The 23258-nt window shown below is 31.2% G+C and carries 22 protein-coding genes and 1 tRNA gene; 19 read left to right on the forward strand and 4 right to left on the reverse strand.

Features of this window, described 5'->3' with window-relative positions; all coding sequences use genetic code 11:
* Positions 1-127: 127 nt before the first annotated feature.
* Together Q8S45_RS06210 and Q8S45_RS06215 are read right to left on the reverse strand one after the other, a co-directional pair.
* Positions 128-1510 carry a hypothetical protein gene (locus Q8S45_RS06210; RefSeq protein WP_371132987.1) on the reverse strand — a complete coding sequence of 461 codons (1383 nt, stop codon included), beginning with the start codon at positions 1508-1510 and terminating at the stop codon, positions 128-130.
* 86 nt (positions 1511-1596) lie between these two features.
* Positions 1597-1968: a DoxX family membrane protein gene (locus tag Q8S45_RS06215; RefSeq protein ID WP_305602411.1), complete on the reverse strand. Its 372-nt coding sequence runs from the start codon at positions 1966-1968 to the stop codon at positions 1597-1599.
* Positions 1969-2130: 162 nt separating this feature from the next.
* Here Q8S45_RS06215 and trxA point away from each other — a divergent pair, with 162 nt between their 5' ends.
* Complete coding sequence (gene trxA / locus Q8S45_RS06220; protein WP_305602414.1) at positions 2131-2490, forward strand: thioredoxin; 360 nt, start codon at positions 2131-2133, stop codon at positions 2488-2490.
* 68 nt (positions 2491-2558) lie between these two features.
* Here trxA and Q8S45_RS06225 read toward each other — a convergent pair whose 3' ends face one another.
* Positions 2559-3548, reverse strand: coding sequence for an aspartate-semialdehyde dehydrogenase (locus Q8S45_RS06225; protein WP_305602417.1), 990 nt, complete (start codon positions 3546-3548; stop codon positions 2559-2561).
* Positions 3549-3713: 165 nt separating this feature from the next.
* On the opposite strand from Q8S45_RS06225, the gene Q8S45_RS06230 reads away from it, so the two are divergent.
* The 11 genes from Q8S45_RS06230 to Q8S45_RS06280 all read left to right on the forward strand — a co-directional run bounded on the left by Q8S45_RS06230 (position 3714) and on the right by Q8S45_RS06280 (position 15074).
* Positions 3714-4967, forward strand: coding sequence for a peptidase U32 family protein (locus Q8S45_RS06230; RefSeq protein WP_305602420.1), 1254 nt, complete (start codon positions 3714-3716; stop codon positions 4965-4967).
* Positions 4968-5036: 69 nt separating this feature from the next.
* The gene (locus Q8S45_RS06235; protein WP_305602423.1) at positions 5037-5267 is read left to right on the forward strand and encodes a ferredoxin; all 231 of its coding nucleotides are present in this window, start codon (positions 5037-5039) and stop codon (positions 5265-5267) included.
* A 116-nt stretch (positions 5268-5383) separates the two neighbouring features.
* Complete coding sequence (locus Q8S45_RS06240; protein ID WP_305602426.1) at positions 5384-6754, forward strand: regulatory iron-sulfur-containing complex subunit RicT; 1371 nt, start codon at positions 5384-5386, stop codon at positions 6752-6754.
* Complete coding sequence (locus Q8S45_RS06245; RefSeq protein ID WP_305602429.1) at positions 6747-7235, forward strand: gliding motility lipoprotein GldH; 489 nt, start codon at positions 6747-6749, stop codon at positions 7233-7235. Before Q8S45_RS06240 ends, Q8S45_RS06245 begins: the two co-directional genes overlap by 8 nt.
* Positions 7228-9513 carry a penicillin-binding protein 1A gene (locus Q8S45_RS06250; RefSeq protein WP_305602433.1) on the forward strand — a complete coding sequence of 762 codons (2286 nt, stop codon included), beginning with the start codon at positions 7228-7230 and terminating at the stop codon, positions 9511-9513. The genes Q8S45_RS06245 and Q8S45_RS06250 overlap by 8 nt, the downstream gene beginning before the upstream one ends.
* A gap of 12 nt (positions 9514-9525) precedes the next feature.
* The gene (locus tag Q8S45_RS06255; protein ID WP_305602435.1) at positions 9526-10227 is read left to right on the forward strand and encodes a CoA transferase subunit A; all 702 of its coding nucleotides are present in this window, start codon (positions 9526-9528) and stop codon (positions 10225-10227) included.
* 4 nt (positions 10228-10231) lie between these two features.
* Positions 10232-10888 (forward strand): CoA transferase subunit B, encoded by a 657-nt coding sequence (locus Q8S45_RS06260; protein ID WP_305602438.1) that lies wholly within the window; start codon positions 10232-10234, stop codon positions 10886-10888.
* 9 nt (positions 10889-10897) lie between these two features.
* Positions 10898-11659 carry an exodeoxyribonuclease III gene (locus Q8S45_RS06265; protein ID WP_305602440.1) on the forward strand — a complete coding sequence of 254 codons (762 nt, stop codon included), beginning with the start codon at positions 10898-10900 and terminating at the stop codon, positions 11657-11659.
* A 15-nt stretch (positions 11660-11674) separates the two neighbouring features.
* The gene (locus Q8S45_RS06270; protein WP_371132988.1) at positions 11675-12628 is read left to right on the forward strand and encodes an OmpA family protein; all 954 of its coding nucleotides are present in this window, start codon (positions 11675-11677) and stop codon (positions 12626-12628) included.
* Between the two features lie 2 nt (positions 12629-12630).
* Positions 12631-14097: a lytic transglycosylase domain-containing protein gene (locus Q8S45_RS06275; protein ID WP_305602443.1), complete on the forward strand. Its 1467-nt coding sequence runs from the start codon at positions 12631-12633 to the stop codon at positions 14095-14097.
* 2 nt (positions 14098-14099) lie between these two features.
* Positions 14100-15074: a DUF4837 family protein gene (locus Q8S45_RS06280; RefSeq protein ID WP_305602446.1), complete on the forward strand. Its 975-nt coding sequence runs from the start codon at positions 14100-14102 to the stop codon at positions 15072-15074.
* Positions 15075-15171: 97 nt separating this feature from the next.
* Here the strand turns inward: Q8S45_RS06280 and Q8S45_RS06285 are convergent, their stop codons facing one another.
* Positions 15172-16851: a glutamine--tRNA ligase/YqeY domain fusion protein gene (locus Q8S45_RS06285; RefSeq protein ID WP_305602449.1), complete on the reverse strand. Its 1680-nt coding sequence runs from the start codon at positions 16849-16851 to the stop codon at positions 15172-15174.
* Between the two features lie 375 nt (positions 16852-17226).
* On the opposite strand from Q8S45_RS06285, the gene Q8S45_RS06290 reads away from it, so the two are divergent.
* The 7 genes from Q8S45_RS06290 (at position 17227) to Q8S45_RS06320 (ending at position 23162) form a co-directional block, all read left to right on the forward strand.
* The gene (locus Q8S45_RS06290) at positions 17227-17811 is read left to right on the forward strand and encodes a hypothetical protein (RefSeq protein WP_305602452.1); all 585 of its coding nucleotides are present in this window, start codon (positions 17227-17229) and stop codon (positions 17809-17811) included.
* A gap of 250 nt (positions 17812-18061) precedes the next feature.
* Positions 18062-18421: a dihydroneopterin aldolase gene (folB, locus tag Q8S45_RS06295; RefSeq protein WP_305602455.1), complete on the forward strand. Its 360-nt coding sequence runs from the start codon at positions 18062-18064 to the stop codon at positions 18419-18421.
* Positions 18422-18639: 218 nt separating this feature from the next.
* Positions 18640-18710: transfer RNA gene (locus Q8S45_RS06300), tRNA-Cys, on the forward strand.
* 93 nt (positions 18711-18803) lie between these two features.
* Positions 18804-19664 carry an MBL fold metallo-hydrolase gene (locus tag Q8S45_RS06305; protein WP_305602459.1) on the forward strand — a complete coding sequence of 287 codons (861 nt, stop codon included), beginning with the start codon at positions 18804-18806 and terminating at the stop codon, positions 19662-19664.
* 11 nt (positions 19665-19675) lie between these two features.
* On the forward strand, positions 19676-21316 hold the full coding sequence (locus Q8S45_RS06310; RefSeq protein WP_305602461.1) for a S8 family serine peptidase: 1641 nt from the start codon (positions 19676-19678) through the stop codon (positions 21314-21316).
* A 227-nt stretch (positions 21317-21543) separates the two neighbouring features.
* The gene (locus tag Q8S45_RS06315; protein WP_305602463.1) at positions 21544-22428 is read left to right on the forward strand and encodes a PhnD/SsuA/transferrin family substrate-binding protein; all 885 of its coding nucleotides are present in this window, start codon (positions 21544-21546) and stop codon (positions 22426-22428) included.
* Entirely contained in the window at positions 22425-23162 is a 738-nt protein-coding gene (locus Q8S45_RS06320; protein WP_305602466.1) for a HAMP domain-containing protein, read from the forward strand. The genes Q8S45_RS06315 and Q8S45_RS06320 overlap by 4 nt, the downstream gene beginning before the upstream one ends.
* The last annotated feature ends 96 nt before the right edge of the window (positions 23163-23258 follow it).

Below are 23258 nucleotides of genomic sequence, written 5' to 3' on the forward strand. Positions count from 1 at the left end.
TGAAAAACTTAAAGAAAATTTAGAAAACCATATGCAAATGTTAGTTCAAAATCCAGATAGAGTTCAAAAATATTTCAATCATAAAGACATCAAATATGCAGCTTGATAAAATTCCGTTAAATAACCGTCAGGTTAATAACATTGGAATTTTTGTTCCGTCTTTTGAAGTATAAAAAACTTGTTTAGACTCGTAGTTGTCCGAATTAAAATCGATGGTTGGTTTTTTGTATAATTTTGATTCACCAATTTTAGGATTTAATGCGTAAATAGAGCCTGGAGTAATATAATTTTCAAATGAGAAATAAATAGTTTCATCTAATTTTTTTCCTCCAAAACCACGGGCAGTTCCAACACCGGGTAACTTAATTTCACGCACTAATTTTCCGTTATAATTAAATTGAATAACTTTAGAAACAGCATCAACCATATAACTTGCAAAAATAAATCCACTGGAAGTGGAAGGACTCAAAACATCTTTAGTTTCAGGCACCACGTCAACCCAATTTTTTGGCTCAGGATTTGTTGCACTTACTTTAACAATTCTTTTGTTTGGTGCGTTTAAATCAGTTACCAATAATAAAGATTCTCCTATATTATCTAATACAGAAGTGTTGTTATCAAAATTAGAAATTACAGAAATTATTTTACTATTTGGTTTAGTTAAATCTTTAATATACAATTCGTTACCAGAAGTTGAAATGGAAGCAGCAATAACCAAATAGGTGCCACCTTCAGTAATATATCCATTTACATACCTTCTTTTTTGTTCTTTCCCGAAAACAATTTCATCATTTTTTTGTTTGGTTCCAAGTTTATGATAAAATAACCTGTGTTGATCTGTTTTAGCCGAAAGTTCACTTCCTTTTGGTTTTTCGTAGCTCGAATAGAAAAATCCTTCATTTCCTTTCCAAGACATTCCACTAAATTTCACATCGATTATAGTGTCTTCTTTTATAACTTTTGAAATGGCATCCATTACAATAATTTTTCTCCAATCAGACCCTCCTTCAGAAATAGCATAAGCAACCATTTTTCCATCTTTTGAAAAAGACATTCCACCTAAAGACGTGGTTCCATCTTTAGAAAAAGTATTAGGATCCAAAAACACTTCGGGCGTTTCATTCCCTTTAGATCTATATATGACATATTGATTTTGTAGTCCGTTGTTTTTATAAAAATAAGTATAATCACCTTCTTTAAAAGGGGCACCATATTTTTCGTAATTCCATAATTTTTCCAGTCGAGATTTTAACTCTTCTCTGTAAGGAATGGTTGCTAAATAATTAAAGGAAACTTGATTTTGAGCATTTACCCATTCACCTGTTTCAGCAGAACGGTCGTCTTCTAACCAACGATAAGGATCTTTAATATTAGTTCCAAAATAATTGGTAACGGTATCTACTTGTTTAGTAATTGGGTAGGTCAATTGAATTTGATTTTTTTCTGAATTGGTTTCTTTACAAGAAATTGCTAAAACTCCAAAGGCAGCTATTAATACTATTTTTTTCATTGTTTTTATATTTAATAACAAACAAATTTAACCAAAAAAGGCATATTCAACAGAATATGCCTTTTATAATTTAATGAAAGATTTTTTTAAAAAAGCGTTTTAAATTTATTCCAATTTGCATACAGCAATAATATATTTAAAATGGCAACCACAGCAGCAAGTGCTATCCCTGCTGGAGCTAAAACCAAGTGAAATAAAACAATATTTACTGATATAATTGAAGTAAAAATTAAAGCCAAGCCGGACCATTTATTGATTAATAAAAGTGCTCCAGCAATAATTTCGGTTAATGCAATTAAGGTAAACATGTACCCTGTAGCATTTAACGCACCCATAAAATCGGCCGAAGGACCTTCCATTGGGGGCATTTCTAAAAAATGAAAAAATTTATTACTACCAAAAACCAGTAAAATTAATGCTAGTAAAATTCTAAATACTATGGTTAATTTTGAATTCATAATGTAAATTTTTAAGTTAAAGTTGGTTTAATTCGTCGTTAATTTACTACTAAATTTACACTTGTAACATAGGTTACTAAAAAAATGTAAGTTTTTATGTCACTTTGCCGTCAAATAAAGAAGTAAAATTGGCTGAGAAGCCTTAATATAAATTATGATAAAATGACAGAATTATTAACAAAAGAAACTTTTTTAAAAAAAGTTTTTGATTTCGAAAAAAATAAAGAATGGAAATTTGAAGGTGAATTGCCTTGTATAATAGATTTTTATGCCGATTGGTGCGGACCGTGTAAAATGGTAGCTCCAGTTTTAGAAGAGTTAGGAAATGATTATAAAGGTAAAGTGAATATTTATAAAGTTGATACAGAAGCCGAACAGGAATTAGCTGCGGCTTTTGGTATTAGAAGTATTCCTTCTATTTTGTTTGTTCCAAAAGATAAAGAACCGCAAATGGCTCAAGGAGCATTACCAAAACATCAGTTCGAAGAAATTATAAAAGATGTGTTTGGTGTAACTAAATAATCCCAAATTGACTCCAAAAAGAAAGCCGCACATTGTGCGGCTTTCTAATTTGTATAATTAAACAAACCTTAAACTAAATTGTTTTCTATTAAATATTCACCAATTTGAATGGTGTTTGTTGCCGCGCCTTTACGTAAATTATCTGCAACAATCCACATATTAAGTGTCTTTGGTTGTGACTCATCTCTACGAATTCTCCCAACAAAAACCTCATCTTTATTGTGGGCATACATTGGCATTGGGTACGTATTTGTATCTATATTATCTTGTACTATAACTCCGGGTGTTTCACTTAATAATTTACGAACTTCACCTAAATCAAAATCGTTTTCAAACTGAACATTTACAGCTTCAGAGTGCCCACCCGAAGTTGGAATACGAACCGCAGTTGCTGTTACCGAAAAAGAATAATCATTTAAAATTTTCTTGGGTTCTTTTACTAATTTCATTTCTTCTTTAGTATATCCATTTTCTAAAAACACATCGCATTGTGGAATTGCATTTCTATTAATTGGATAATGATAAGCCATTTCACCTTTTATACCTTTAGACTCATTTTCAAGTTGTTGTACGGCTTTTACACCTGTTCCAGAAACAGATTGGTAGGTAGAAATTACCACACGTTTCATGATGTATTTTTTGTGTAAAGGCGCTAAAGCCATTACCAATTGAATGGTAGAACAATTTGGATTTGCAATAATTTTATCTTCTTTTGTTAAAGTATACCCATTAATTTCTGGAACTATTAATTTTTTTGTAGGATCCATTCTCCAAGCCGAAGAATTATCAATAACAGTAGTTCCAACCTCTGCAAATTTTGGAGCCCAAAGTTCTGAAGTGGTTCCTCCAGCAGAAAATAATGCAATATCGGGTCTTGCATTTACAGCGTCTTGTAATCCTATCACAGTATAGTTTTGCCCTTTATAAGCAATTTGACTACCCACAGAACGCTCAGAGGCAACTACTAATAATTCGGTTATTGGAAAATTTCGTTCTGCCAAAACTTGTAACATCACCTTTCCTACCATTCCGGTAGCTCCTACAACAGCTATTTTCATTTATAAAAAAATTATTTATTGAATTGCGAATTTCATAAAAAACATCCAATTAGCATTTATTTAAAGAAAAATTAACATAATTATATGAACTGTTAAATTAGGTTTATAAGGTTGAAAAACAATAGTTATTTGAAATTGCGTATTTTTGCAAAAAATCAAAAAAGAATGACTACTACTGGAAAAATGGAATTAATGGCTCCTGCCGGAAATTTTGAATCGATGCAAGCTGCCTTAGATAACGGTGCTGATTCAATATATTTTGGTGTTGAGCAATTAAATATGCGCGCACGAGCTTCTATTAATTTTACGTTAGACGATTTAAAAGAAATTTCTGAAAGATGTAAAGCGAAAAATGTTCGAACTTATTTGACATTAAACACAATTATATACGACCACGATTTAACCATTGTTAAAACCTTACTTCAAAAAGCAAAAGATGCTGAAATTACGGCTGTAATTGCAATGGACCAAGCGGTAATAGCTTCTGCAAGAGCAATTGGTATGGAAGTGCACATTTCTACTCAAATAAATATTACAAACATAGAAACAGCTAGGTTTTATTCTATGTTTGCTGATACTATGGTATTAAGTAGGGAGTTGAGTTTACGACAAGTAAAAAAAATTACCCAACAAATTGCAAAAGAAAATATTTGTGGCCCATCAGGCAATTTAGTCGAAATTGAAATTTTTGGACATGGTGCACTTTGCATGGCAGTTTCAGGAAAATGTTATATGAGTTTGCATTCGTCAAATTCTTCAGCAAATAGAGGTGCATGTAAGCAAAATTGTCGAAAAAAATACACCGTAATAGACCAAGAAACTGGTTTTGAAATGGAATTGGATAATGAGTACATTATGTCTCCAAAAGATTTATGTACGATAGATTTTTTAGATGAAATTGTTGACGCAGGTGTTAAAGTGTTAAAAATTGAAGGTAGAGGTAGAGCACCAGAATATGTCGCTAATGTAATAAAATGTTATAGAGACGCTATAGATAGCATTGAAGCAGAAACATATAGCAAAGAAAAAGTAATTTCTTGGATGCTTGAATTGGAAAAAGTATACAATCGCGGATTTTGGAGTGGCTATTACTTAGGTCAAAAATTAGGAGAATGGAGTAATGGGTCTGGAAGTCATGCAACCCAAAAGAAAGTATACATTGGTAAAGGAATGCACTATTTTCCAAAAACAAGCATTGCTGAGTTTAAAATTGAAGCATACGATTTAACAGTTGGAGATACTATCTTAATTACAGGTCCAACTACTGGTGCTAAAGAAATGGAAATTACTCAAATGTTTGTGAACGATGTTAAAGGAGAAAAAGGAGAAAAGGGAGATTCTATAACTTTTCCAATAGATTTTAGAATAAGACCATCAGACAAATTATATAAAATTGTTGAAAATAAAGTAGAAGTTTAATAGGCTGAAAGTTGAAATAAAAACTTGAAACTAACTATTAACTTACAGCTTAAAACTTAAAACTAGAATATGGTAATTATAACCTTGCAAAGAGCTAAATGTATTGGCTGTAATTACTGCGTTGAATTGGCTCCTGCTCAGTTTCAAATGTCGAAAAAAGATGGGAAATCGGTTTTACTTCATTCAAATGAAAAAAAAGGTTTTTTTACTATTAAATCTCCAGACGAGTCTATTTTTAACTCAAGTGTGAGGGCAAAAGAGGCTTGTCCTGTTAAAATTATTGATGTAAAGCGAACATAAAATCTAAATTTTATCGTTTTACAATTAGTAATTAAAATCATACCTTTACGAATTAGTGTACTTTGGAAATGAAACCCATTTACCAAGTCAATAAATTATTAAAAAATAAGATAAATATGAGCTGTAATAGTTGCTCTACAGATATAAATAGTGTTCCAAAAGGCTGCAAAAGTAACGGTAATTGCGCAACAGGTAGTTGTGATAAAATGACTGTTTTTGATTGGCTTTCCAATATGACACTCCCCACGGGGCAAGAACCAATAAACATTGTAGAGGTTAATTTTAAAAATGGAAGAAAACATTTTTTTAAAAACCACGAAAACATTTCAATTTCTATGGGAGATATTGTTGCTGTGGAAGGAAATCCAGGGCACGATATTGGAACGGTTTCTTTAACAGGCGAACTAATAAAAGTTCAAATGAAGAAAAAAGGGATTGAAATTGATAGCGAGGAAATTAAAAAAATATACCGAAAAGCTAGTCAAAAAGACATAGATATTTGGCAATCTTCTAGAGAAAAAGAATATGAAACTCAACACAAAGGAAGGGAAATATTAGGAAGACTTGGCTTAAAAATGAAATTGTCTGATGTTGAATACCAAGGAGATGGGAATAAGGCAACTTTTTATTACACAGCCGATGAACGGGTAGATTTTAGACAGCTGATTAGAGATTTAGCCAGTGCTTTTAACATTCGAGTTGAAATGAAACAAGTTGGTCTTCGGCAAGAAGCTGCTAGACTTGGTGGCGTTGGTTCTTGCGGTAGAGAATTATGCTGTTCAACGTGGTTAACAGATTTAAGAAAAGTAAATACTTCTGCAGCTCGTTACCAACAACTTTCTTTAAATCCACAAAAATTAGCAGGTCAATGCGGAAAGTTAAAATGTTGTTTAAATTATGAACTAGACACCTATTTAGATGCATTAAAAGATTTTCCAAAGCAAGAAACCATTCTTAAAACCGAAAAAGGAGATGCTATTTTTATAAAAATGGATATTTTTAAAGGGCTGTTATGGTATACTTATAAAGAAGAAAGAGCAAAATGGTACAGCCTTTCTTTAGCCCAAGTTAATGAGATTATTAGTTTAAATAAAAAGAATGTAAAAGTTTCTTCATTGGAGGAATATGAATTTGAAGTTGTTGTAGAATCTAAAGTACTTTTTGAAGATTTAGCAGGGCAAGAGAGTTTAACTCGCTTTGATGCTCCAAAACGAAGAAAAAAGCAACGAAATAAAAACAAATTGAAAAATGTATTAGGAGATGCAAAAACAGCAGATAAAAAGAATGTTGTTCATATTAAGCCTAACAAACCGGTACAAAAAGTTACTGATGCAAGCGGTAAAACTGTAAATCCTAATCAAAAAAAAGCGACAAATAATAATCCAAATAGCGTTAATAATCCAATCGAAAATGGTCCTAAAAAACCATCTAAAAAAAATAAAAGAAGATCGCCAAAAAAAAATAACAATCCGCCCAAAAATGAATAGGAATTTAATTTTGATAGTTAGTGCTTTTGTATTTCTTTCTTGCAATTCCAATGAAGTTTACAATATGTATTTTCCTATTGAAAATCATGAATGGCATTCAAAAAACAAGATTGAATTTGTTTTTGAAAACATTGATACAATTTCAAAAAATAATATATTCATAAACATTAGAAATACTAAGAGTTACGAGTATAGCTCACTTTTTTTAATTGCTAAAATTGAATTTCCAAGCGGTTTGACAGTTATTGATACTTTAGAATATGAAATGGCTGACCCTAGTGGTAACTGGTTAGGATCAGGTTTAACCGATTTAAAAGAAAATAAGTTGTTTTATAAAGAAAGGGTGATGTTTCCTGAAATGGGAAATTTTGAAATAAGCATTCAACATGCAACAAGAGGGATTAATGACATTGAAGGTGTAAATCCTTTAAAAGGAATTTCGGATGTAGGTTTAAGTATAGAACAACTAAAAAATGAATAAAAGAGTAACGGATAACAGTCAATTTACCAAATATATTAAATGGTTTTGGGGAACAATATTTGCAGGTTCTATTGCCATTATTTTTTTATTTTTATTGGCTTTTTGGGGTTTTTTAGGCCCCTTGCCTTCATTTGAAGAATTGGAAAACCCTGAAAACAATTTAGCTACTGAAGTTATTTCTATAGATGGTAAAACCCTTGGAAAATACGCTTACGAAAATAGAACTCCCATTAAATTTAAAGATCTTCCTCAAAATTTAATTGACGCATTAACCGCTACTGAAGATGAGCGCTTTTTCGATCATTCAGGTATTGATATTAAAGCATCAGTTCGTGCCGTTGTTATGCTTGGAAAAGGAGGAGGAGGTAGTACCATTACACAGCAATTGGCAAAATTATTATTTCATGGAGAAGGGTCAAAAAACCTTATAGAAAGGGTACTTCAAAAAGTAAAGGAATATGTTATTGCTATAAAATTAGAGCGGCAATATACCAAAGAAGAAATTTTAACGATGTACTTAAACAAGTACGATTTTTCAAATTTAGCTGTTGGTATTCGATCAGCATCTCGAATATATTTTGGAAAGGAACCAATAGATTTGAAAGTAAATGAATCTGCTATGCTCGTTGGGATGCTTAAAAACGCTTCATTATTTAATCCATTAAGAAGAGGTGAACGAGTTTTAGGAAGGCGAAATGTAGTATTAAATCAAATGTATAAAAACGATTTTATAACAGAAGAAGAGAGAGATTCATTGCAATCATTAGATTTAAATTTAAATATAAATAGGGAAGGACATAGCGATGGTACTGCCACTTATTTTAGAGAATATTTACGCGATTTTATGAAAACTTGGATTAAGAATAATCCAAAACCAGATGGGACTGATTACAATTTGCATAGAGACGGACTCAAAATATATGTAACCTTAGATTCTAGAATGCAACAATATGCTGAGGAGGCAATGGCAGAGCATATGGCAAATCTTCAAAGAGTTTTTAATAAAGAACAAAAACGAAATAAAAACGCTCCTTTTTACGATTTAGATGAAGTTCAAGTAGCTACAACTATTTCACAATCAATGAAGCGTTCTGATAGATGGATAAGAATGAGACAAAATGGTAATTCTGAAGATGAAATTTTAAAATCATTCAACGAAAAAACAGACATGAGGGTATTCTCTTGGAAAGGAGAAATAGATACTATTATGTCGCCAAAGGATTCCATTTTATATTACAAGCATTTTTTAAGAGCGGGTGTTTTTTCAGTAGAACCTCAAACCGGTCATGTAAAGGCTTGGGTTGGAGGTATCAACCACAAACATTTTCAGTTTGATGCAGTTAAACAACAAAAACGTCAAGTAGGTTCAACCTTTAAACCTTTTGTTTATGCAACAGCAATTAATCAATTAAACTTGTCTCCTTGTGAAAAATTTCCAAACATGCCATATACCATTTCAAAAGAAAAATACGAAATGCCTGAAGATTGGACCCCAAAAAACTCAGATAATAAGTATGGAGGAGAAATGACTTTAAAACAAGCCTTGGCAAATTCGATAAACGTTATTACGGCGCAATTAATAGATATGGTTCATCCTGCCAATGTTGCAAGTTTTGCAAAAAGAGCAGGTATAGAAAGCGACATACCACATGTACCATCCATTGCACTTGGTTCGGTTGATTTATCGTTATTTGAAATGGTAGGAGCGTATTCCACGTTTGCAAATAAAGGATTGCAAATTGTACCCATGATGGTGCTTAGAATTGAAGATAAAAACGGATTAGTTTTAGACCAATTTTTACCAGAATCGAAGGAGGTTTTAAGTGAAGAGTCGGCTTATGTAATTATTAACTTATTAGAAGGTGTTACAGAATCAGGTTCAGGAATTAGATTAAGAGGAGGGTCGGGAGGTTATCCAGATAATGTTGTAACAGGTTATCCGTATGCATTTAGAAATCCAATTGCAGGTAAAACAGGGACAACTCAAAATCAATCTGATGGGTGGTTTATGGGAATTGTACCAAATTTAGCCACAGGAGTTTGGGTTGGAGGAGAAGATAGAGCAACTCATTTTAAAAGTATAACTTATGGGCAAGGAGCCACTATGGCATTGCCAATATGGGCATTGTATTATAAAAAAATATATGCAGATAAAAGCTTATCTGTTAGTGCTGGAGCGTTTGAAAAACCAAAAAACATTACTATAAATTTAGATTGTTCAATAGCGAATCCAACTGAAAATGTATTAGATGGTAAAACAGATACACCAGAATTTTAAAAATTTAATTATATGATAAATAAAGTTGTTAAAAACGTTCAAGAAGCCCTGCAAGGAGTTGATGATGGTATGATTTTTATGCTTGGAGGATTTGGATTATGTGGAATACCTGAAAATTGTATTTCAGAATTAGTGAGATTAGGAGCTAAAGATTTAACCTGTATTTCAAATAACGCAGGAGTAGATGACTTTGGTTTAGGTCTTTTATTACAAAAGCGTCAAATTAAAAAAATGATTTCTTCTTATGTTGGAGAAAATGATGAATTTGAAAGACAAATGCTTTCAGGAGAATTAGAGGTAGAATTAATTCCACAAGGAACTTTAGCTGAACGTTGTAGAGCTACTGGTGCTGGAATCCCAGCATTTTATACTCCCGCAGGATATGGAACTGAAGTTGCGGAAGGAAAAGAAACCAGAGAATTTAATGGTAAAATGTATGTGTTAGAACATGCATTTAATCCGGAATTTGCTTTTGTAAAAGCTTGGAAAGGAGATGCTGCAGGAAATCTTATTTTTAAAGGAACTGCACGTAATTTTAATCCAATGATGGCTATGGCAGGAAAAATTACTGTAGTTGAAGTTGAAGAATTGGTTGAGGTGGGAGAATTAGATCCAAATCAAATTCATACACCAGGTATTTTTGTACAACGAATTTTTCAAGGAAAAGATTACGAAAAGAGAATTGAACAACGAACAGTAACTCCAAAATCTTAATATCATGGCTTTATCAAAACAACAAATAGCACAACGTATTGCTCAAGAATTACAAGATAAAACATATGTAAATTTAGGGATAGGAATACCAACCTTAGTGGCTAATTATATACCACAAGGAATAGATGTTGAATTTCAGTCTGAAAATGGAATGTTGGGAATGGGACCTTTTCCAATGGAGGGTGAAGAGGATGCCGATTTAATAAATGCAGGAAAGCAAACGGTAACTATTTTAAAAGGTGGTTCCTTATTTGATTCTGCACTAAGTTTTGCCATGATTCGTGGTCAACACGTTCAATTAACTGTTTTGGGTGCTATGGAAGTTTCTCAAAATGGAGACATTGCCAACTGGAAAATTCCAGGTAAAATGGTAAAAGGAATGGGTGGCGCAATGGATTTAGTAGCCTCGGCAGAAAACATTATTGTAGCCATGATGCATACCGATAAAAGTGGTGCTTCAAAATTATTAAAAAACTGTTCGTTACCATTAACAGGTGTAAATTGTGTTAAAAAAGTAGTTTCAAATTTAGCAGTTTTAGAAATTAAGAATAATGCGTTTTATTTGTTAGAAAGAGCTCCAGGAGTTTCAGTTGAAGAAATAAAAGCAGCTACAGAAGGAACCTTAATTATTGAAGGAGATATTCCTGAAATGAAATTTTAATACGATTTAATGAAGATAATCTCCTATAATGTAAATGGCATAAGAGCGGCAATAAACAAGGGTTTTATAGCATGGCTTCGAGCTGCAAACCCAGATGTTATTTGCCTTCAGGAAACAAAGGCACATAAAGATCAATTAGATTTAAGTTTATTTGAAGAGGCAGGTTACCCGTTTCACTATTGGTTTTCAGCACAAAAAAAAGGATACAGCAGCGTTGCTATTTTATCTAAAATTAAGCCAAATCACGTAGAATATGGAACAGGTATTGAATCAATGGATTTTGAAGGAAGAAATTTACGTGTTGATTTTGATGAATTTTCTGTAATGAGTTTATATTTGCCTTCAGGAACAAATGACGATAGGTTAGATTTTAAATTGAATTACATGGCTGAATTTCAGGAGTATGCGACTCAATTAAAAAAAGAAATTCCTTATATCATTATTTGTGGAGATTACAATATTTGTCATACCGAAATTGATATTCACAATCCTAAGCAAAATCAAAACACATCTGGTTTTTTACCAATTGAAAGGGAATGGTTAGGCACATTTATTGATAGTGGTTTTGTAGATTCTTTTCGGCATTTAAATAAAGATCCACATCATTACAGTTGGTGGAGTTATAGAGCGAATGCTAGAAACAATAACAAAGGGTGGCGAATAGATTATCATATGGTAAGTGAACCTTTGAAAGATAAAATTAAAAGAGCATATATTTTACCAGAGGCAAAACATTCAGACCATTGTCCAATTGTTTTGGAAATAAATTAAATTTATAAAAATTAAATGATGTATAAAAAAGCAATTCTTTTCGTATTAATAATTGGAATTACCAGTTCTTGTGTATCTAAAAAAGTATATCAAGAATTAGAATCAAAATACAATCACCTTCGAAAATCCAATACAGAACTACTTACTGAAAAAGAAATATTAGGAGCTGCAAAAAATAAATTATCTGCAGATTTAGACCAATTGAATAAAGAATACGAAGCATTGACTGTTTCTAAAAAAAATATTTCGAATGAATTTGAAACACTTAAAGCCAAACATCAAAGCTTAGACGAATCGTATAAAGCGTTGGCGACACAAAGTTCAAAAGAACTTTCAGATCAGTCTAAAAAAAATCAAGAACTTTTGGCCAAATTAAATGAAAAAGAAAAATTGTTAGCTGCAGAAAGTTTCAGATTAGAAAATCTTCAAAATGAATTAAATAAAAGAACTGAGCAAATTGATGAGCTTCAAAATTTAATAAAATCTAAAGAAAATCAAATGCAACTTTTGAAAAATGCAATTTCAAAAGCATTGCATAATTTTGAAGGAAATGGATTAACTGTGGTTCATAAAAATGGGAAAATATACGTTTCTATGGAAAATAAATTACTGTTTGATTCAGGAAGTTGGGCTGTAGGAACTGAAGGGAAAAAAGCAGTTGAGCAACTAGCTGAAGTACTTTCGCAAAATTCAGATATAAATGTTTTAATAGAAGGGCATACAGATAATGTTCCATACACAGGAAGCACGCTAATTGATAACTGGGATTTATCGGTTAAAAGAGCTACCGCAATTGTGAGAATTTTACAAAACAAAGGCGTTAACCCAACCCAAATTACAGCTGCAGGTAGAAGCGAATTTGTAATGGTTGAATCTAATAAATCCACTGAAGGAAGAGCAAAAAATAGACGAATTGAAATTATATTAGCACCAAATTTAGATGAAATATCTAAATTACTAAAAGACTAATAATGAGATGCATAAATTTTCTTTTATTTATAGTTATGTCTTTTTATGGGTTTTCCCAAGAAAGCAATTCCGACAATAAAAAATCAGGAGATACTGTAATTGTAAATTCAGAAAAAATTGTTTTAAATAAATACCCTGAAATTATTCAAATAGATAGTCTTTGGAAAAAGGAAATGGATAATTCTCCTTTAACGGTATTTAATAATTTCGAAAAATCGTCTAATAAAGTAGATGAACAGGAACTCACCACCGAGTTATTAAAAAAGAGGCTCAAATTACTTAATAGCAAAACCCCTTTTCATATTGATTACAATATTGAATTGGAACGTACTATTAGGTCTTATTTAAAAACAAGAAGGCGTATGTATGCTCAAATTATGGAAAGAGCACCGTACTATTTTCCTTTGTTTGAGGAAAAGCTAGATTTACATGGGATTCCATTAGAAATGAAATATTTGGCGGTTATGGAGTCGGGCTTAAATCCAAATGCGAAATCACCGGCAGGTGCTGCCGGATTGTGGCAATTTATGTTTCAAACAGGAAAATTGCTTAATTTAGAAATAAATTCTTATATCGATGAACGGGCAGATCCTTGGAAATCAACAGAGGCAGCTTGTATTTATTTTGATAAACTTTACACTATTTTTGGCAACTGGCATTTGGCTCTGGCAGCTTATAACGCAGGATCTGGGAATGTAACAAAGGCAATGCGTAAGGCTGGAGGGAGCACTAATTATTGGAAAGTAAGAAAATATTTACCTAAAGAAACAGTTAATTTTGTGCCATCATTCTATGCAACAGTTTATATTTTTGAATTTGCCAAAGAGCATAATATTATAGCAAACGAAAGCACTATAAAATATTATGAAACCGACACTATTCAGATTAAAAAAGAAATTAGCTTTAAAAGAATTAGTCAGTTTTTAGAAATTGATGAAGAAACTATTTCATTTCTAAATCCACAATATAAAATAAATGTGATACCATTTGTTAAAGGGAAAAATTACAATTTGGTTGTTCCTATTGAAGAAAAAGGAAAATTTATTGCAAATGAAGATTTAATCTATGATAGAACTCCTTTAGTTGCTGCTGCACAAGAAAATCAATCAAAAATTGAAAAAAATACAAAAAACAGCATCACTTATAGTGTTAAAAGTGGCGATTTTTTAGGTAAAATTGCCAATAAGTATGGTGTAAGTGTTGAGAAAATAAAAAGTTGGAATAATTTAAAATCTACGAATTTAAAAATTGGACAAAAACTAATTATTAATCCAAATAACAATTCAAGCTCATCAAATTCAAGTCCTTCAAATAGTTTTGTTACCTATATAGTTAAATCTGGAGACTCACTGTGGACGATAACTAAAAAATTTAAAAATGTTTCTGTTCAAAATATCAAAGAATGGAACAATATTTGGGATATAAATAGTTTGAAAAAAGGGTTAAAACTAAAAATATACAATAATTAAATATGAAAAAAATAGCATTAATTATAGGTGTAATTATATTATTTACTTCGTGCGATTCTGGTAATAACAAGAAAGTGTTACGGCAAGCAAACGGACGAATAAATCACGTTTTAATTGTAATGAAAAATAGTGAGTGGGAAGGCGAAATAGGAGATGAATTGCGAAAAATTATTGCTGAACCAGTACTAGGATTACCACAACCAGAAGCCGTATTTGAAGTTTCACAACTTCCACCTGAAAATTTTGGAAACATGATTCGCGCAAGTAGAAATTTACTTCAAATAGGTATTGGAACTGAAAATAAATTTTCAGAAGCAATAAATGTATATGCGGCTCCTCAAAAAATTATTACTATTACAGCTAAAACTAAAGAAGAACTTATTGAAATTATTAAAACAAATAGCAAAAAAATAGTGAATGGTTTTAGAAATTCAGATTTACTTTCTGTTCAAAGAGAGGTGACTAAAAAACATTGGACTGTAACTAAAATGGAGACCTTTAAAAAACAAGGATTTAGTATTAAAATTCCCCAAAACTACAGAAAAGTTGAAGACAATGGAGAGATTGTGTGGTATAGAAATCATTTAGATCAAGGAAATAGTATTGAATTAATTTGCTATACGGTTCCAATAAAATCTATAGATGACGAAAATGGAAATAATATAGTCGCTATTAGAGATTCTATTGGACAAAAATATATTCCAGGTCAAATAGAAGGTTCTTATATGATTACAGAAGAAGCTTATAGCCCTCATATTTTTGAGGTATTATTAGGTGGGAAAAAAACATTTGAAACAAGAGGGAAATGGGAAGTAAAAGGAGTGTATATGGCAGGTCCATTTTTAAGTTATACCGTAGTTGACAAACCTAATAATAGATTGGTAATTGTTGAAGGTTTAGTTTATGCGCCCTCTATAAATAAAAGAGACTATATGTTTGAAATAGAGGCGATTTTAAAGACTTTGAAAATAAATTAATCTCATTCTAAATCCTTCCCTTTCAGAAGGCCTTTTTAATAAATTGAAGTTGTACGTCCAATATCCAAAGGCTAACACAACTCTACCTTCTGGAGATTTATTCACTCATTTTCGTCCAACTATCTCGTAAAGGGACTGTTCTATTAAAAACTAACTTGGTTGAGGTAGTATCTTTATCAACACAAAAATAACCCAATCGTTGAAACTGGAATCGGTCTAAAACCTTCGCTTCTTTTAAACTCGGCTCTATAAAAGCATCAATAATAGTTAAGGAATCTGGATTTAAAAATTCTTTAAAATCTTTGTCTTTTTGGCTGTCAGGAGCTTCGTGAGTAAATAAACGGTCGTATACTCTAACTTCAGCTTTTAAAGCATGTTTAATAGAAACCCAATGCAAGGTCCCTTTTACTTTACGTGTGCTTGCTTCAGTACCACTTCCACTTAAAGAATCCTTATCATAGGTACAATGTATTTCAGTTACTTCGCCATTTTCATCTTTTAAACAACTTTCAGCTTTAATAATGTATCCGTTTTTTAATCGTACTTCACCGCCGAGTTTTAATCTAAAAAACTTTTTATTAGCCTCTTCCTGAAAATCTTCTTGTTCAATATAAATTTCTCTGCTAAAAGGCACTTCTCTATATCCAGCACGTTTATCTTCCTGATTGTTTTCAGCAGTTAGCCATTCCTCTTTTCCTTCTGGGTAATTGGTTATGACCAATTTCACTGGATTTAAAACAGTCATAACACGTGGAGCTGTTTTGTTTAAATGATCTTTAATACAAAATTCTAATAAGGCAACATCAGTAACATTATCTCTTTTTGCAATACCCGCAATTTCACTAAAATTTCTTAAAGATTCAGGAGTATAACCTCTTCTGCGTAAACCAGAAATTGTTGGCATTCTAGGATCATCCCAACCTGTTACAATTTTTTCTTCAACCAATTGCAGTAATTTACGCTTACTCATTACGGTATAACTTAAATTTCTTCGGGCAAATTCACGTTGTTTTGGTCTAAGTAAATTAGGGTCATAAACTTGATCTACATACCAGTCATATAAATCTCGATGACTTTTAAATTCTAAGGTACAAATAGAGTGCGATATTTGTTCAAAGTAATCCGATTCTCCATGTGTCCAATCGTACATTGGGTAAATACACCAATCGTTACCTGTTCTATGATGATGTTTTTTTAGAACTCGGTACATAATTGGATCGCGCATATGCATATTTACATGCTTCATATCAATTTTAGCACGCAACACATGGGAACCTTCTTCAAATTCACTATTTTTCATTTTCAAGAAAAGTTCTAAATTTTCTTCAACACTTCTATTTCTGTTTGGGCTATCAGTTCCTGGTTCAGTTGGTGTTCCTTTTTGCAGAGCCATTTGTTCCGATGATTGGTCATCAACATATGCTTTACCGTCTTTAATAATAGCAATGGTCCAATCGTATAGTTGTTGAAAATAATCTGAAGAATACAAGACTTTATCCCATTTAAAACCTAACCATTGTACATCGTACATAATAGAATCTACGTATTCTTGTTCTTCTTTGGCAGGGTTTGTATCATCAAAACGCAAATTTACAGGCGCGTTGTATTTTAAACCCAACCCAAAATTTAGGCAGATTGATGCTGCATGCCCAATATGTAAATAACCGTTTGGTTCTGGCGGAAATCTAAATCGTAATTTTTCTTTCGGCAATCCATTTGCTAAATCTTCTTCAATAATTTGTTCAATAAAATTCAGCGATTTTTTTTCTTCATTCATAATAATAGAAACTAATAGTTTGCAAAAATATTGAATTTTTTTGGCAATACAACCACAAAAAAATCTCAAACACATCGTTTTATCACTAACCCTTAATTTTTGTTGAAGTGTTGAAGATGGTAATTGGTTTATTTTTAGTTAACTGTTTTAAGTATGTTAAGCAATAGGAAATGGATTTATAAAGATTTTATATATCAATAAGTTGCAATTATTCTTTGAGGATATGGTAAGGAAAGTTTTTCTGGATGTTAACCAGCAAATTATCCAAATACTTGTTAAAATATGCCAAATAAAAATTTTAATTTTAAAAGATTTGGCGTAATTATTGATTAAAAAAAATAGAGGAATTTAAAATAATTTTTAAATAAAATAACTATGAAAAAAATTACAATACTAATATTAGCACTAATTTTAATAAGTTGTAGTAAGGAAGAATCGATTTCAGAACCTGATTATTCAACTTTTTTAAACAACAATGACCATATTTTTAATTTTAAAACCAATTTAACTACTTATAATTGGAGTTTTGAATCTGCTAAATTTCAAATGAGATCAGGATATTCTCCTATTCAGTATACTCCTCCTACAGCAATTTTTATGTCTGGTTTAATTTCAAATGATGGGTTGAATTATTTCAATTTATTAACACCAGAAATTGATATTTCTAACAAAACAGCAATTGATAATGTTTTGAGTGTTGGGAAAAAGAAATTTGGTGATGTATATGAACATTTCAATTTGACAATTGCAATTAATAAAAATGAATACGTTACTAAACCAAATGATAATTTTGAATTAGAAATATTAAAGAAGGAAGAATTTCTTAATTATGATAATAAAAAAAGGTTACTTGTTTGGATTAAAATTAACAATCTAGTAATAGAGAATATAAATCAAAATGGTGATTTTTTAGAAATTAAAGAAGGATTTATGGTTGCAGAATTTGGTGATTTTAAATAAAACTTTCCATAATATAAATGGTTTTTTTTGAAAATGGCTATTTTCAGTAATCTCACCAAGAATACAGTTAAAACTAGCAGTTTTGAAGAGTTTAATAAATAAAAAGGCTGTATTGTGTGTTTTAACTCAACAAAGCGTTGCTAATTTTTAAGTCTCATGAATCTTGATACCAAACCTATACGTGTTGCCCATTAATAAAAATCGCAATTTGTAATTCGAAATTCGTAATTTGCAATTCATAATTTATAAAATGGGAACCATAAAGTTAACAAATATTAGAATATATGCATATCACGGCTGTTTATTAGAAGAAGGTAAAATTGGATCCGATTACAGAGTAGATGTAGCTGTTAAAGCAGATTTAGCTAAATCTGCTAAAACTGATAATCTAACAGATACGGTAGATTATGTTCATTTAAATAAAATTGTAAAAGTAGAAATGGCAATTCGATCTAAGCTTTTAGAAGAAGTTGCTAATCGCATATTAGACCGTATCTTATTAGAAGTTGAAATGGTTAAAAAGGCAACTGTAGAAGTTTCTAAAATAAACCCACCAATTGGAGGTAATGTTGCTATGGTAACTGTAAAAATGATGAAAGAAAGGAAATAAAAATGAGTATTAGGATTAAGTATCTAATAATTAGCATCAAGGAATACATAATTTAGTTTTTTAATTTTCTCTAGCATTAGGTTTCAATTGAAAACAATCACCTAAAATAAAATGCCTATCTCAATTAATATCCTGCTACCATCAACCAGCTACTCTAAAATTTTTCTATAAAAATATTGTCAACAAATTAAAAATTCTTAAATTTGCAATCCAAATAAGGCGTCGTGGCCGAGTGGCTAGGCTGGGCTCTGCAAAAGCTCCTACAGCGGTTCGAATCCGCTCGATGCCTCTTCAAAAACCTAAGCATTTGCTTGGGTTTTTTTGATTTATTTAACTTTTTTGATCCCTCATTATTCTTATCTTTGTAAGATTAAATGTATTTATGAGAATATATCCTATTGAAACAGGAAATTTTAAACTAGACGGTGGCGCTATGTTTGGGGTGGTTCCAAAGATTTTGTGGCAAAAGTCAAATCCAGCAGACAGTAATAATTTAATAGACATGGCACTTCGTTGTATGTTAATTGAAGATGGAGACCGCCTTATTTTAATTGATAATGGAGTTGGAAACAAACAACCCGATAAATTTTTTAGCTATTATTTCCTTTTTGGCGATTTCACCTTAGATTCTTCACTTGCAAAGCATGGTTTTCATAGAGACGATATTACCGATGTGTTTTTAACACATTTACATTTTGACCATTGTGGCGGGAGTATTCAGTTTAATAAAGATGGAACTGGCTATGAGCCAGCATTTAAAAATGCTAAATTTTGGAGTAATAAAAATCATTGGTATTGGGCAACAGAACCAAATGTGAGAGAAAAAGCCTCCTTTTTAAAAGAAAATATAAATCCTATTGAAGCAAGTGGACAATTAAATTTTGTTCCAATTCCACAAAATAAAATGCTTTTAAATTCTGAATTGGGTTTTGATGTGTTTTTTGCAGATGGACATACTGAAAAACAAATGATTCCTCATATTAATTATAAAGGAAAAACCATTGTTTATATGGCAGATTTATTGCCAACTGTAGGTCATATTCCTTTACCATATGTAATGGGTTATGATGTGCGTCCACTGTTAACAATGGATGAAAAAGCACTTTTTTTAAACAAAGCCGCAGATTACAATTACCTTTTGTTTTTTGAACACGATGCAATTAATGAATTGTGTACCGTAAAACATACAGAAAAAGGAGTTAGACTAAACGAAACTTATAAATTTAACGAAGTATTTAATTAAAATCACAAAAAATGAAAATTGTAAAAACTATATTTTTAACAGCGGCGGTAGCTGCTATTTTAACAAGTTGTAGCTCGCTAAAAAACATGGCGGTTCCAACAATGGAAACCAAAGTATCTATGGTTGCCAAAAATAAACCATTAACAGAAGACCAGTTTAATCATTGGGCACATAAAGATTTAGTAACAGATACGGTTCCTGGAATGAGCTTAGATAAAGCATATAAATTTTTAGAAGGCAAAAAAGGAGTAACTGTGATCGTTGGTGTTATAGATTCTGGAATAGATATTGAGCACGAAGATTTAAAAGAGGTGCTTTGGATGAATGAAAAAGAAATTGCAGGAAATGGAATTGATGATGATAAAAATGGTTATGTAGATGATATTTATGGATGGAATTTTTTAGGAGGTAATGGTGTTGATGCACCTGAACAATTAGAAATTACACGTTTGTACGCACCGTTACATGTTCGATTTGAAGGAAAATCTAAAGGAGATGTAAACGCTGAAGATCTGGGAGATTTCGAAAAATATTTGGAGTATTTAGAAGCTTTTAAAGCATCTTCTGCGAGACATTTTCAAACAATGGATCGATTGTCTCAACTTGAATCCATGTTTAGTGCTGTAAAGAAATTTATAGGAAAAGAGGAGTTAACAATTGACGATTTAAATAACGCAACAACTGAAGACGAATTATTAAAAGCTCAAATCAAAGAATTATCTGGCTTAATGAGCAGAGGTTTTGATGAAAAAGCTTTTGTCGAATACTACGAAACTCAGAAGAAAAATAAAAATTACGATTTAAATTTTGACGGTAGAGCTATTGTTGGGGATAATCCAAACGATATTACAGATGTAAAATACGGTAATGGTAATGTAATTGGTTCCAAAGAAATTGAATCTCATGGTACACATGTTTCAGGAATTATATTAGCAAAACGCAATAATGGTATTGGAATGAATGGTGTTGCTCATAATGCAAAATTAATGTCAGTTAGAGCAGTGCCTGATGGAGATGAACGTGATAAAGATGTTGCTTTAGCAATCAGATATGCGGTAGATAATGGTGCAAAAGTTATTAATATGAGTTTTGGAAAAAGTTTTTCACCACAACGCCATTGGGTGTTTGATGCAATTAAATATGCTCAAGAAAAAGATGTTTTACTTGTTCACGCAGCAGGTAACGATGCTAAAAATATTGATGTGAGTAACAATTGGCCAAACGACTCAATGGATAAAGTAACCGAGATTGCTGATAATGTACTTACTGTTGGAGCTATGAGTGTTAGTAATAATGAAAATATAACAGCTACTTTTACAAATTATGGTAAACTAAATGTTGATGTATATGCGCCAGGTGTTCAAATTTATTCAACTGTTCCTAAAAATGAATATGCAAGATATAACGGAACATCAATGGCCTCTCCAGAAGTTGCAGGTGTTGCGACTTTAGTTAGATCTTATTATCCTCAATTATCAGCAAGTCAGGTGAAACATATTATCATGAACTCAAGTACCAAATTCGATATGGTTGTTTTGGTACCAGGAAAGAATACTGAAAAAGCAAAATTAACTGACATTTCAATTTCAGGAGGTGTTGTAAATGCATACAATGCATTGGTTTTAGCAGATAAAATGGTCAACAAAAAATAAGTATTAGATAATATTTTGTTAAAAAGCACGCTGTAAAAAGCGTGCTTTTTTGTTTATACAATACAAATTACAATTAAAATTATATATTTGGTTTATTTTAATAAATAAACGTAAATATTTCATACATTTATAAGTCATAAAAGTAACAGTTAATTAAAGTAGTTTTGAATTATTTTTTTCACAATATAATTAATTTCCATTTTAATAAAATTTTGTTTAGGAGTTTTATGTTTATAATTATTGGAACGTTTTTAAGTTGCAAGCAAGAACCAAAGTATCAAGGGCCTATTTTTAGTGATTCTCCAACATCTCAAACACTTCCTGTTTATCACTTTGCAATTCATCCACTTCATAATCCAGCAAAATTAATTCAAGAATATAAACCACTTATGGATTATTTAAATGAAAGGATTGAAGGTGTAAAATTTACTGTTGAAGCTTCTAGAGACTACGCTAATTTTGAAGAAAAATACACTAATAGAAAATCAGAATTTATACTTCCAAACCCTTGGCAAACACTTCAAGCTATAAATGTTGGGTATAATGTTATTGCAATGGCTGGAGAACCAGAGGATTTTAAAGGAATATTTATTGTTAGAAAAGACTCTAATATAAATGAACCAATAGATTTAAAAGGTAGCGCTGTGAGTTATCCTTCACCAACAGCTTTAGCGGCATGTATTATGCCTCAATATTTTTTATATACCCATGGAATTAACATTAATAATGATATTGAAAACAAGTATGTAGGTTCTCAAATGTCTTCAATTATGAATGTATATCTTAAAAATACATCAGCTGGAGCAACTTGGCCTCCACCATGGAGAGCATTTCAGAAAGAGTACCCAAAAGAAGCTTCAGAATTAAAAGTACTTTGGGAAACAGAATCTCTTATTAATAACTCAGTGATGGTACGAGATGACGTTCCTAATCATATTAAAGAAAAAGTGATACAAAGTTTAATAAACTTACATAAAACAAAACAAGGAAAAGAGATATTGGAAGGAATGGAAACAGCTAAGTTTTTTTTAGCAACTAATAAAAATTATGATTTAGTAAAAAATTATATACATACATTTGAGTTGGAAGTACGTAAAATTGAATTGAAATGAAAGTAGGTAAATTCTTATTTGGAACACTTCGTGGCCGTCTAATTCTTAGTGTTGCAATTGTACATGCGGTAATGATGTCAATTTTTATTATTGATTCAGTTATGAGGCAGCGGGATGCACTTCTTAATCAACAAATAACAGACGCTAAAAGTCTTTCTCAAACGCTTTCAAATTCAGCTGCAGGCTGGATATCTACTCATGATATTTCTGGGCTTCAAGAACTGGTTGAAAATCAAAGTAGTTATCCGCAGCTTAAATATGCAATTCTTACTGATCAATACGGTCTTGTTTTAGCTCATACAGATAGAACTAAAATAGGAAAACACATAATTGATCTTCCAAAAGAAGCATCGTTAAAAGTTTTGAATGAATCACATGAATTAGTAGATGTTGTTGCACCAGCAGTACTTAATAATATACTTGTTGGTTGGGTTCGTATTGGATTAGATCAAGAAGAAACAGAAAAACAACTTTCAAAAATAATTATTGATGGTTTAATTTATACTCTTTTAGCAATAATTATAGGTTCACTAATAGCTTGGTTTATGGGGAAACGTATTACTGAAAGATTATATCTAGTTCAAAACGTAATGAACAAAGTAAGTAAAGGAGATTCATCTGTAAGAGCTCATGTAACAGGTTCAGACGAAGCTAATTTGTTAGCAAAAGAATTTAATTCAATGCTCGATACGTCAAACTGTCTAAAAACCCTCTTTTTTCATTCGGTACAATAATTTACTTATAATTCTTAAATAAGCGGCATTTTATTTTGCTAATTGATTGATTATCAATATATTTATATCATATTTTAACAACTTTTATTATGAAGT

The sequence above is a fragment of the Lutibacter sp. genome (assembly GCF_030692605.1).
Lineage (GTDB): Bacteria > Bacteroidota > Bacteroidia > Flavobacteriales > Flavobacteriaceae > Lutibacter.